The 11,816-nt window shown below is 66.6% G+C and carries 11 protein-coding genes and 1 tRNA gene; 9 read left to right on the top strand and 3 right to left on the bottom strand.

Features of this window, described 5'->3' with window-relative positions:
- Positions 1–38: 38 nt before the first annotated feature.
- Positions 39–113 (bottom strand) — tRNA-Val (locus DBR10_RS03350).
- 48 nt (positions 114–161) lie between these two features.
- Positions 162–875, bottom strand: coding sequence for an HAD-IA family hydrolase (locus tag DBR10_RS03345; protein WP_108556138.1), 714 nt, complete (start codon positions 873–875; stop codon positions 162–164).
- A 69-nt stretch (positions 876–944) separates the two neighbouring features.
- On the opposite strand from DBR10_RS03345, the gene glmU reads away from it, so the two are divergent.
- The 9 genes from glmU to DBR10_RS03300 all read left to right on the top strand — a co-directional run bounded on the left by glmU (position 945) and on the right by DBR10_RS03300 (position 11,130).
- Positions 945–2,330 (top strand): bifunctional UDP-N-acetylglucosamine diphosphorylase/glucosamine-1-phosphate N-acetyltransferase GlmU, encoded by a 1,386-nt coding sequence (glmU, locus tag DBR10_RS03340; protein WP_108504217.1) that lies wholly within the window; start codon positions 945–947, stop codon positions 2,328–2,330.
- A complete protein-coding gene (gene rpiA / locus DBR10_RS03335; RefSeq protein WP_108504216.1) occupies positions 2,327–3,007 on the top strand; it encodes a ribose-5-phosphate isomerase RpiA in 681 nt (226 codons plus the stop codon). Before glmU ends, rpiA begins: the two co-directional genes overlap by 4 nt.
- A gap of 49 nt (positions 3,008–3,056) precedes the next feature.
- Positions 3,057–4,454, top strand: a complete 1,398-nt coding sequence (gor, locus tag DBR10_RS03330; RefSeq protein WP_108504215.1) for a glutathione-disulfide reductase — start codon at positions 3,057–3,059, stop codon at positions 4,452–4,454.
- Complete coding sequence (locus DBR10_RS03325; protein ID WP_108556137.1) at positions 4,451–5,695, top strand: O-antigen ligase family protein; 1,245 nt, start codon at positions 4,451–4,453, stop codon at positions 5,693–5,695. The genes gor and DBR10_RS03325 overlap by 4 nt, the downstream gene beginning before the upstream one ends.
- Before the next feature lie 84 nt (positions 5,696–5,779).
- Positions 5,780–7,159 carry a class II 3-deoxy-7-phosphoheptulonate synthase gene (locus DBR10_RS03320; protein ID WP_108503832.1) on the top strand — a complete coding sequence of 460 codons (1,380 nt, stop codon included), beginning with the start codon at positions 5,780–5,782 and terminating at the stop codon, positions 7,157–7,159.
- Positions 7,160–7,408: 249 nt separating this feature from the next.
- On the top strand, positions 7,409–9,199 hold the full coding sequence (locus tag DBR10_RS03315; RefSeq protein WP_108503831.1) for a long-chain-acyl-CoA synthetase: 1,791 nt from the start codon (positions 7,409–7,411) through the stop codon (positions 9,197–9,199).
- Positions 9,200–9,263: 64 nt separating this feature from the next.
- Positions 9,264–9,887 carry a hypothetical protein gene (locus tag DBR10_RS03310; RefSeq protein WP_108489561.1) on the top strand — a complete coding sequence of 208 codons (624 nt, stop codon included), beginning with the start codon at positions 9,264–9,266 and terminating at the stop codon, positions 9,885–9,887.
- Between the two features lie 9 nt (positions 9,888–9,896).
- Entirely contained in the window at positions 9,897–10,196 is a 300-nt protein-coding gene (locus DBR10_RS03305; protein WP_218278437.1) for a winged helix-turn-helix domain-containing protein, read from the top strand.
- 145 nt (positions 10,197–10,341) lie between these two features.
- Positions 10,342–11,130: an alpha/beta hydrolase gene (locus DBR10_RS03300; RefSeq protein WP_233243234.1), complete on the top strand. Its 789-nt coding sequence runs from the start codon at positions 10,342–10,344 to the stop codon at positions 11,128–11,130.
- Positions 11,131–11,139: 9 nt separating this feature from the next.
- Here DBR10_RS03300 and DBR10_RS03295 read toward each other — a convergent pair.
- Positions 11,140–11,816 (bottom strand): M23 family metallopeptidase (locus DBR10_RS03295; protein WP_233243232.1); only part of this gene is annotated, 677 nt, incomplete at its 5' end.

Genomic DNA, 11,816 nt, shown 5'->3' with positions numbered 1-11,816 from the left:
GTACGCTGCCGGGCAGGTCTTCAGGCTGGGGGAGAAAATGGTGGATGCGACAGGGATTGAACCTGTGACCCCCTCGGTGTGAACGAGGTGCTCTCCCGCTGAGCTACGCATCCGCCGTGTGGGATCGGTCAAATCGGGACCGTTCCGCGAGAGGGACGGGCCTATAGCCCGGTGTTTGACCGGGGGCAAGAGGCCAAGAGGTCGATACAGGCCTGGGGCACATCCAAAAAGCTGTGGATGACCCGGTCGCCGCCCAGGGTCTCGACCGGCTCCTCTGTGTAGCCGAAGCTGACCATCAGGGCCGGAACCCCGGCCCGATTGGCGGCCAGGGCGTCATTGATGCTGTCGCCGACCATCACCGCCCGGGCCGGATCGCCGCCGACGGCCTCAATTGCGGCCAGCACGTGGGCGGGATCGGGCTTGGGGCGCGGGGCCAGGTCAGCGCCGATCACGGCGTCGAAGGCCGGGGTCAGGTCCAGGGCATCCAGCAGGGCCAGAGAAAGATGGGTCAGCTTGTTGGTGCAGACCACCAGCTTCGCCCCTGCGGCCCGCAGATCGGCCAGCACCGCGACGACGCCCGGAAAGGCCGCGCTCTCCCGGGCGATGCGGCCCAGATAGATCTCGATGAAGCGCGCGACCAGCGGCGGGGCGGTGACATCGTCCAGCGGCTGGCCGGCGGCGGAGAAGCCACGCTCCAGCAGGGCACGGGCTCCACGCCCGACCATCACCCGAACCTCGTCGAAGGGCAGGGGGGGCAGGCCGTTTTCGACCAGGATGGTATTGAGCGCCCCGACCAGGTCGGGGGCGGTATCGACGAGGGTTCCGTCGAGGTCAAAGGCGATCGTGGCGCCGTTCAGGGCTTGAAGGTCATGCATTGCTCTGGCCTTTCGGCTAAACGGCCGGTTAATGCAACTTTGGTTCGCCCCCAGGGAGTCGTCTGGACCATGAGCACTGCCCAAACGCCCCGACCGAGGGCCGCTGTGATCCTGGCCGCGGGCCAGGGCACGCGCATGAAGTCGCCGACGCCCAAGGTGCTGCACCGGATCGCCGGGCGGGCCCTTCTGGATCACGCCATCGATGCGGCCGAGGCCCTGGGCTGCGCCCGGATCATCGTCGTCGTCGGCGCCCACAGCCCGGCCGTCGGGGCCCATGCCCGCAAGCGTCTGGGTGAGGCTGCGGTGGTCGTGCAGGACCCGCCGCTGGGCACCGGCCATGCCGTGCTCGCCGCCCGCGAGGCCCTGGCCGACTTCGATGGTGATGTCGTGGTCACTTTCGCTGACTGCCCGCTGCTGACCGCGCCGGTCATCGCACCGCTGTTCGACCTGCGTGCGTCGGGAGCCGATGTCGCCGTTCTCGGCTTCGAGGCCGCCGATCCAGGGGCCTATGGCCGGCTGATCCTGGCCCCGCACCATGTGCTGCTGCGCATCGTCGAGGCCAAGGACGCCGATGCCAGCGTCAAGCAGGTCAAGCACTGCAATTCCGGCGTGCTCGCCGCAGACCGCAAGACCCTGTTCGATATCCTCGCCCAGGTCGGCAATGCCAATGCCAATGGCGAATACTACCTGACCGACGTCGTCGGTATTGCCCACGGGCGGGGCCTGGCGACGCGCGCGACCTTTGCCCCGGAAGCTTCGGTCCAGGGGGTCAATTCCCAGGCCGAACTGGCGGCTGCGGAAGCGGTCTGGCAGAAGCGCCGCCGCCACGCCCTGATGGTCGAGGGCGTCACCCTGCCGGCCCCGGACACGGTGCACCTGGCCTGGGATACCCGCATAGAGGCCGGGGTGACGGTCGAACAGTTCGTGGTCTTCGGGCCGGGCGTGTCGGTTGCGACCGGCGCGGTGATCAAGGCCTTCAGCCATCTGGAGGGGGCGACGGTCGGCGAAGGAGCTCTTATCGGTCCTTACGCCCGCCTGCGTCCAGGCGCCGAGATCGGGGCCGAGGCCCATATCGGCAACTTCGTCGAGGTCAAGAAGGTCAAGGTCGGGGCCGGGGCCAAGGCCAACCATCTCAGCTATCTGGGCGACGGCTCGGTGGGCGAGAAGGCCAATATCGGGGCCGGCACGATCTTCTGCAACTATGACGGCTTCGACAAGTTCGAGACCCATGTCGGGGCCGGGGCCTTTATCGGCTCCAACAGCGCCCTGGTCGCGCCGGTCCGGATCGGCGACGGGGCCATGACCGGCTCGGGCTCGGTGATTACCAAGGACGTCCCCAAGGGGGCCCTGGCCATTGCCCGTGGTGACCAGAAGAACAAGAGCGACTGGGCCGATGCCTTCCGGGCAGCCAAGCTCGCCAAGAAGGCCAGGGCCGCAAAGAAGGAGCAGAAATGAGCGCCGACGATCAAAAGCGCCTTTCAGGCGAAGCCGCCGCAGAACTCGTTGAAAACGGCATGGTCGTGGGGCTGGGGACCGGCTCGACGGCCGCCTGGTTCGTCAAGGCCCTGGCGGCGCGCAAGCTGGACATCCGGGGCGTGCCGACCTCGGACGCCACGGCCAACCTGGCCCGCGAGCTGGGCATCGCCCTGGCGGCCCTGGACGATGTGAAGTCTGTTGACCTGACCGTCGACGGTGCCGACGAGATCGGTCCGGGCCTGTCGCTGATCAAGGGCGGCGGCGCGGCCTTGCTGCGCGAAAAGCTGGTCTGGGAAGCCTCCAAGCGTTGCGTGGTCATCGCTGACGCGGCCAAGCACGTGCCACTGCTGGGCAAGTTCCCGCTGCCCATCGAGGTCGTGCGGTTCGGTCACGTCCATACCGGACAGAGGCTGGCCGACATCGCCGCAGAGTTTGATCTGCCGCCGCCGCGCCTGCGCATGGCCGACCGGGGCGTGGTGGTGACCGACGGTGGCAACCTGATCTACGACATGGCCTCGGGCCGCATCGAGGAGCCGGCGGCCCTGGCTGCGGCGCTGAAGGCTGTGACCGGCGTGGTCGACCATGGCCTGTTTCTGGATCTCGCCGACGAGGCCCTGCTGGGGACTGACGGCGGCATCGTGCGCCTGACGCCCTGAGCCCCTAGATAGACCGTTCCACCTGTTCCTGGCCTGGCTGGAGTTCCCGATGGCTGACTACGATTTCGACCTGTTTGTCATCGGTGCCGGCTCCGGCGGCGTGCGGGCGGCCCGTCTGGCGGCGTTGTCGGGGGCCAGGGTCGCCGTGGCCGAAGAGTACCGCGTGGGCGGTACCTGCGTGGTGCGCGGCTGCGTGCCCAAGAAGTTCATGGTCTATGCCAGCGAGGTCTCGAGCCAGCTGAAGACCGCCGCCGGCTTTGGCTGGAGCGTCGGCGAGTCGCACTTCGACTGGAAGCGGTTCCTGCACGACAAGGATGTCGAGATCGCCCGCCTGTCGGGGATCTATGTCACCAATCTGCAGAAGGCCGGGGCGCACCTGCTGCACGGCAAGGCGGTGGTGATCGATCCCCATACGGTCGAGGTTCTGGCCAAGGAAGGCAGCACGGACGGCGGCCGCTATACGGCGCGCAGGATCCTGATCGCCACCGGCGGCCGTCCGACGCGGCCGGACTTCCCCGGCGCGGCGCTCGGCATGACCTCGGACGAGGCCTTCCACCTGCCGGACCTGCCCAAGCGGGTTCTGGTGGTGGGCGGCGGCTATATCGCCGTGGAGTTTGCCGGGATCTACAACGGTCTCGGTGTTGAAACCACGCTGCTCTATCGCGGGGCCAACATCCTGCGCGGCTTCGACGACGACGTGCGCGCCCACCTCGCCGACGAGCTGGAAAAGCGCGGCATCAAGGTGGTGCTGGGCTGCTCGCACGAGAGCATCGAGAAGACCGAGGCCGGGCTCGTCAGCCACCTCAACAACGGTCTGACCTTCGAGACCGATGCGGTGATGTTCGCCACCGGCCGCGAACCCTATGTCGAGGGATTGGGTCTGGAGTCGGTCGGCGTCGCACTGAACGAACGCGGTGCCGTCGTGGTCGATGCGCACTCAAAGACCAGCGTCGACAGCATCTGGGCGGTCGGCGATGTGACGGACCGCATCAACCTGACGCCGGTGGCCATCCGCGAGGGCGCGGCCTTCGCCCAGACCGAGTTCTACGGCAATCCGACCAGCTTCGACCATGATATGGTCGCCTCGGCCGTGTTCTCCCAGCCGCCCGTCGGCGTGGTGGGCATGAGCGAGGCCGAGGCCCGTCATGCGTTCGGCAAGGTCGACATCTATCGCTCGGTGTTCAGGCCCATGAAGGTGACCTTCTACGGCGGACAGGAGCGGTGCCTGATCAAGCTGGTGGTCAAGCAGGACGATGACCGGGTCGTTGGTGTCCATGTCGTGGGACCGGACTCGCCCGAGATCATCCAGATGGCCGCCATCGCCCTGAAGATGGGCGTGACCAAGGCCCAGTGGGACTCGACCTGCGCCGTCCATCCGACCCTGGCCGAGGAACTTGTGACGATGCGCGAGAAGTACGTCCCGGCGGATGTAGGCGGCGCGGGATGAACTCTGCCTCGACCTGGCGATACCGAGACCCCTGGCTGGGGGGTGTCGCCTACTTCCTCGCGGCCATGATTCCGCTTGTCGGTTATCTGGCACCGCTCGGCTTCGCGCCCCTGCTGGCCCTTACAGGCTTGCTGGTCGCGCCGCTCCTGACCCGCCATCAGGATATCTCGCCGCCGGCCCATGTGCTGGTGCTTCTGGCGCTGTGGGCCCTGATCAGCCTCAGCTGGAGCCCGGCGTCGCATGGCCTCAATGACATTCGCAACTATGGCGACCTGGAAGCCGTCACCGGCCTGAAGCTTTTGCTCCAGCTTGCGCTCTATGGCGCGGCCGTGGCGGGTCTTGGCTATTTGCCGGAAGACAGGGTCGAGCGGGCCGGGCTCGCCCTCGCCCTCGGTGTCGTGGTGCTTGGCCTGATGATCGGTATTGAAGGCGCGAGCGGAGCCTCGCTTTACCAGCGCCTGAGAGAGGCGACCGGCGATCCCATCCGGCCGGATCTGGCCAAGGTGAAGGTATCCATCGCGACCTACGCCCTGGCGCTGCTGTTCTGGCCGGCGGCCCGCATCCTGGCCTGGCGGGGCTGGGCGGGCTGGAGCGTCATCCTGCTCCTGGCGATCATCGTCGGGGCCTGGGGCCTGAGTTCCGACGCCGTTCTGGCCGCCCTGGCCGTCGGCGCGGTGGTCTGGATCGCCGTCCGGCTGGCGGGCCGTGTCGCGGCCGGCACCCTGATCGCGCTCGTCGCCGCGCCGTTTGTCTTTGCGCCCCTGCTCGTTCTGTCGGGTGTGCAGAAGGGAGTCTTTGCCGCGCTCCACAAGCTGGTTCCGGCTTCGTGGGACGCGCGTCTCGATATCTGGGCGTTTGCGGCCGGGAATATCCAGCATCATCCACTGCGGGGCTGGGGTCTCGATGCCAGCCGGACCTTCGGACCGGCCATCCCCCTGCACACGCACAATGCGCCGCTGCAGATCTGGCTCGAACTCGGGGCCGTCGGGGCCGCCCTGGTCGGCGTGTTCTTCGCCTGGGTCGCCTATGGCATCCTCGGGCTGACCGCCCGGTCGCGTGGCAACGGCGCTATGGCAGCTGCTGCCCTGACAACCTATATCGTGATCGGCGGCCTGAGTTTCGGGGTCTGGCAGGAATGGTGGCTGGCCCTCGGGGCCCTGACCCTGATCGCCTGCAACCTGGCGACAAGGGCAACTGCCATATCGGGGTTCGATGAGGGAGAACTTGCCCCTTTGAACTGAAACCTGGGCTTTCGCCCGCATGATTTTTGCCTTTTCCGCCGAGTTGCGGTAAGAGCCCATCCCTTTGAAGTTATAGAGCCCGTCATGACCGCGCGTTGGACCCCCGCCACCTGGAGAGCGAAACCTGCCAAGCACATCCCGTCCGACTATCCGGATGCGGGCGCTGTGGAACGGGTCGAGCAGACCCTTCGCCAGATGCCGCCACTGGTGTTTGCCGGCGAGGCCCGTCGTCTCAAGAGCCTGCTGGGTGATGTGGCCGAAGGCCGCGCCTTCCTGTTGCAGGGCGGCGACTGCGCCGAAAGCTTCAAGGAATTCCACGCGGACAATATCCGCGACACCTTCCGGCTGATCCTGCAGATGGCGGTGGTCCTGACCTTCGCCGGCGGCAAGCCCGTGGTGAAGGTGGGCCGGATCGCCGGCCAGTTCGCCAAGCCGCGCTCCGAGCCGATCGAGACCATCGGCGACGTGACCTTGCCGTCCTATCGCGGCGACAACATCAACGGCATGGACTTCACCGCCGAAGAACGCGCGCCTGATCCGGACCGCCTGCTCAAGGCCTATGGCCAGTCGGCCTCGACCCTGAACCTGCTGCGCGCCTTCGCCAACGGCGGCTATGCCGACCTGCACAATATCCATCGCTGGACCCTGGGCTTCGTGGGCGACAGCCCGCAGGGCGCGCGATACCGCGAGCTCAGCGAGAAGATCAGCGAAAGCCTGGCCTTCATGGCCGCCATCGGCGTTACGCCCGAAAGCCATCCGGGCCTGCACCAGGTGGAGTTCTTCACCAGCCACGAAGCCCTGCTGCTGGGCTTCGAGGAAGCCATGACCCGCGTCGATTCCACCTCGGGCGACTGGTACGACACCAGTGCCCACCTGCTGTGGATCGGCGAGCGCACCCGACAGCTGGACGGCGCGCACATCGAGTTCATGCGCGGCGTCAAGAACCCGATCGGCCTCAAGTGCGGTCCGACCATGGAAGGCGACGACCTGCTGCGCCTGATTGACGTGCTCAACCCGCACAACGAGCCGGGCCGCCTGACCCTGTACGGCCGCTTCGGCTCCGACAAGATCGCCGACCGCCTGCCGCGCCTGATGAAGGCGACCAAGGCCGCCGGCCGTTCGGTGGTCTGGGCCACCGACCCGATGCACGGCAACACGCTGAAGGCCTCGACCGGCTACAAGACCCGCCCCTTCGACCGCATCCTGTCGGAGGTGAAATCCTTCGTCGAGATCGCCAACGCCGAGGGTGTCCACCCCGGCGGCGTGCATCTGGAAATGACCGGTCAGAACGTTACCGAGTGCCTGGGCGGCGCGCGGGCGGTGGGCGAGGGCGATCTCGCTGACCGCTATCACACCCACTGCGATCCGCGGCTGAACGGCGAGCAGGCCCTGGAACTGGCGTTCCTGGTCGCCGAGAAGCTGAAGTCGGCACGGGAGGATCAGCGGCGCCTGGCGGCCGGCTGAGATCCGTCGATCGGTTGTACCGGCCGGGCGGTGACGCCCGGCCCCGGTCCCTCATCCCGCTAAGGGGAGGGGCAGCGGTGCCCCATTCAAGCACTGCGGCCTGCCGCACTGCGCCTGGACAGTGACGCCTGGTCCTGTTGCTTCGCGCCTCGTCGGGGCTTTGCTGCACAAGCCTTTTCCGAAAGCGGCTTTCGGTGTCTTGACCGGCAGTGCGGCCCTCTCCAATGGTTGTTTGAATGGAGGGGCCTGATGCTGTTGCAGACAAGGTTGAAGCGCGAGTGGCAGTTCCTGAAGGGGCTGACGAGGACCCTCAAGCGGGTGAAGTCCATCGCGCCGGACAGCACCAACCTGATCTGTGACGACTTGGAGGCCGCCGTCGACCGCTGGTCCTCGAGCCCCGCCATCACCTTCGAAGGTCAGACGATCACCTATGGCGACCTGGATGCCATGGCCAACCGCTATGCCCACTGGGCCAAGGGGCTGGGCATCACGCGCGGCCAGACGGTGGCCCTGTTCATGCCCAACCGGCTTGAATACCTCGCGATCTGGTACGGGCTCTCCAAGGTCGGTGTCGCCACCGCCCTGGTCAACAACCAGCTGACCGGTCCGGCCCTGGCCCACTGCCTGAACATCTCCCAGGCCCTGCACTGCATCGTCGATCCCGAGACCTCGCCCTGTTTCGAGGCCGTCAAGGGCAGTCTCGACCGCCATGTCCAGCAATGGGTTCTGGGTCCGGTTCGCGATGATCAGAGGGACCTGGTCAAGGCCCTGAAGAGCTGCAGCCAGTTGCGCCCGGACCGCGAGACCTCCCGGGACGGTCTGACCGCCAAGGATACAGCCCTTTTCATCTTCACCAGCGGCACGACCGGCCTGCCGAAGGCGGCGAAGATCACCCACATGCGGGCCCAGCTCTATATGCGGGGATTTGCAGGCTCGACCGGGGCCCGGGCCAGCGACCGGATCTATGTCACCCTGCCGCTCTATCACGCCACCGGCGGCCTCTGTGCCCTCGGGGCCGGTCTGCTGTCGGGCGGATCGATCGTGCTGCGCAAGAAGTTCTCGGCCAGCCAGTTCTGGGACGACATCGTCGCCGAGAACTGCACGATGTTCGTCTATATCGGCGAGCTCTGCCGTTACCTGGCCAACCAGCCCGAGATCCCGAACGAGCGTGCCCACAAGATCCGCCTGATCTTCGGTAATGGTCTTCGTCCCGATGTCTGGGATGACATGCTGGACCGCTTCAAGGTCGGTGGCGTGCTGGAGTTCTACGGGGCGACCGAAGGCAATGTGTCGTTCTTCAACTTTGACGGCCGTCGCGGGGCCATCGGGCGTCTGCCAGGCTATCTGAAAAAGAAGTTCAATACCCGCATCGTCAAGTTTGACGTCGAGTCAGAGATGCCGGTCCGCGGTCCCGACGGCTGCTGCCTCGAGGTCGCGCCGGGCGAGGTGGGCGAGTGCATCGGCCAGATCGCCAACGATGCCCGCTCCAATTTCACGGGCTATGCGGACAAGACCGCGACCGAGAAGAAGATCCTGCATGACGTCTTCAGCAAGGGGGATGCCTGGTTCCGGACCGGCGACCTGATGCGCATGGACGGTGACGGCTATATCTATTTCGTCGACCGCATCGGCGATACCTTCCGCTGGAAGGGCGAGAACGTCGCCACCAGCGAGGTTGCCGAGCGCCTGGCCGGCGTGCCTGGCGTGCTCGAAACCAATGTCTACGGCGTCAAGATCGGCGACCTCGACGGCAAGGCCGGCATGGCCTCCCTGGTCGTCGGTCCGGAGTTCGACATCGCCGTGCTGGCCGAGCATGTCGATCGGGAACTGCCGGCCTATGCCCGTCCGATTTTCGTGCGCCTGCAGCGCGAGATCGAAACCACTGGCACCTTCAAGTACCGCAAGATCGATCTGGTCACCGAGGGCTTCGACCCGAGCCTGGTCAAGGATCCGCTGTACTTCCGTGACCCGGCCAAGGGCTATGTGAAGGTGACCAAGACGGTCTTCACCAAGCTGATGGCCGGTGGCTACAAGCTCTGAAAAAGCACTTTACATCTCAAAGTGAATGACCTATCTCCGGTCCTGTAGAGGCTGAGGATTTGCCATGACCGACGAGATGAAGGCCATTCGCGATGATATCGCGTTCATGCGGGCTCTGGCGGAAGAGGGGCGTCAGGCTCCCTTGCTGGGCGGTGGAATCCTGGTGGCGGCCGGCGTTATCTTTGGCCTGGCCTCGCTGTTTCAATGGGCCATCGGGATCGGCGTGCTGCGCCTTTCACCCTGGGCTCCCCTGTTCGGCTGGGTGATTTCAGCCCTGGTCTTCGCCGTCTGCGCGACGCTGATTATCCGTCGCACACGGGGGCGTCCGGGTGCCCAGGCGACCGTCAACCGGGCCACCGGCTCGGCCTGGTCCGCGGTGGGCTTTTCGATCTTCGTCATCTGGGTTGGCCTTGCAGTCATCGCCTACCGCACCGGCGACGCAGCGGTGATCCAGGTGTTTCCGCTGATTATCCTGGCCCTCTATGGCTCGGCCTGGTCCATCGCCGCATCCATGACGCGCAAGGGCTGGATGCGCCTGACCTCCCTGGGCAGCTTCGCCGCGGCGGTGGCGCTTGGCCTGCTGGCCAATAGCCCGCACATGCTGCTGGCCTATGCGGGGTGTCTCGTGGCCTTCGCGATCCTCCCGGGACTGGCGCTGATGCGCCAGGAACCCTCAGACGTTGTCTAGGAGGGCGTGATGGACGATTTCGAGATCGACCACATCGACGATGTCATTCACGGCCGGGTGCGGCTGGGGATCATGGCCTTCCTGTCCGGCGCCGAAGTCTCTGACTTCAACGCCCTGAAGGCCAAGCTGTCGGTCACCGACGGCAACCTGTCGGTCCACCTGCGCAAGCTCGAGGACGCCGGCTATGTCGGGATCGACAAGAGTTTCGTCGGTCGCAAGCCCCTGACGCGGGTCAGCCTGACGGAAAGCGGTCGCGCAGCCTTCGGTCTCTATCTGGAGGCCATCGGCAAACTGGTCGAGGCCCGCTGAAAACAGGTCGTCCCGCGACGCGTTTTGCCCGTATCTTGGTTGAACGGACAGGGTGGAGTTGGACATGACGGAGCGGTCGATGACGCGGCGGGTAGGGCTTACCGCCCTTGCGGGGTCCTTCGCGGCGGCCTGTTCCCCCCTTTCGATGTTTGCAACCCTGACTCCGAAGGACGCCGCGCGGGTGTCGCTGCAGGGCCAGGCCTATGGTCCCGGGCCGCGCCAGAGGCTGGATGTCTTTGCCCCGCCCGAGGCGGCAGGGTCAGAACCGGTGGCCGTGTTCTTCTATGGCGGCTCCTGGGATTCCGGTCGCCGCGGCGACTATGCCTGGGCCGGTCGGGCCCTGGCGGCCCAGGGCTTCCTGACCGTCGTTCCCGACTACCGGCTGTTCCCCCAGGTGCGGTTTCCGGACTTTCTCGAGGACTGCGCCGCTTCGGTGCGCTGGGTGACCGACCATGCTGCGGCCCTCGGCGGGGATCCCCGCCGGATCGTCCTGATCGGCCACTCGGCCGGAGCCTACAATGCCGCCATGCTCGCCCTCGACCCCACCTATCTGAAGGCCGCCGGGGTTGACCCTGGCGTGGTGCGTGGACTGGGCGGTCTGTCGGGTCCCTATGACTTCCTGCCGCTGGACGGCCCCATCACCCGCCAGACCTTCGGCGAGGCCCCCGACCTTCTGGCCACCCAGCCGATCCGCAAGGTCCGCGCCGATGCCCCGCCGGCCTTTCTGGCCACGGGCGATGCCGACACCACCGTGCGTCCGCGCAACACCCGCAAACTGGCCGCCGCCCTGCGCGAGGCCGGGGTCAGGGTCGACGAGCGCCACTATGCGGGCCTGAACCACGCAGACACGGTCCTGGCCCTGTCCCGGCCGTTCCGGGGCAAGACCCCTTTGCTGGCCGAGATGACGGCCTTCCTCAAGGCCGCCGTGGCCTGACGTCCGCCGTCAGCTGCAGGTGCCGCCGTTCAGCTTGCGCTGATAGGCTTCGGCCAGGCTGAGATAGGGCGGCAGGAAGGTCTGCAGGGCGACCGGCCGGCCGTCGGTGGTCAGGCCCGCTACCCCGGCCCGCATCTCGAAATGCAGGTGGATGGTGGTCGGTGCCCCGCCGAAATCGTTGGAGGCCTTGCCGAGGTTCTGACCGGCCTCGACCTTGTCGCCTTCCTTCACCGCCAGGGTGCTCATCTGCATGTGCAGATAGCGATAGGTGAAGTGCGGGGCGGCCTTGGCCACCAGGGTCACGGTGTAGGTGCCGATGTCGGTGATGGTCCCGGCCTCGGCGGCGACGGCCCAGTGCTCGTTCTTCTTGCAGGTGGCCGGACGGATGTCCTGGCCCTGGTGCCCGGTGCCCGATCCGCAGAGCGGGTTGGACCTTGATCGGGCCTCACAGAAATTGTCGCGCCAGGGCAGGCTGTAATTGCTGCTGTCGCACTGGCTGGGCTTTCCGGCCGGTCCCATGCCGCCGCCCGGGCCATAGACCTGGGAATTGGCAAAGCCGGCCTCCTTCAGCGGCCAGCAGAGATTGGCCGACCAGACGGTGCGGTCCAGATAGCCTGACCCCTGGCCTGTGGGCAGGGCTCCGGCCGGGCCGTGGTCGAAGGTCGCCGGCGAGGGCGGTGGCGGCG

This window comes from Caulobacter sp. HMWF025 (assembly GCF_003060965.1).
Classification (GTDB): domain Bacteria; phylum Pseudomonadota; class Alphaproteobacteria; order Caulobacterales; family Caulobacteraceae; genus Caulobacter.
This window is presented reverse-complemented; position numbering and strand designations above follow the sequence as displayed.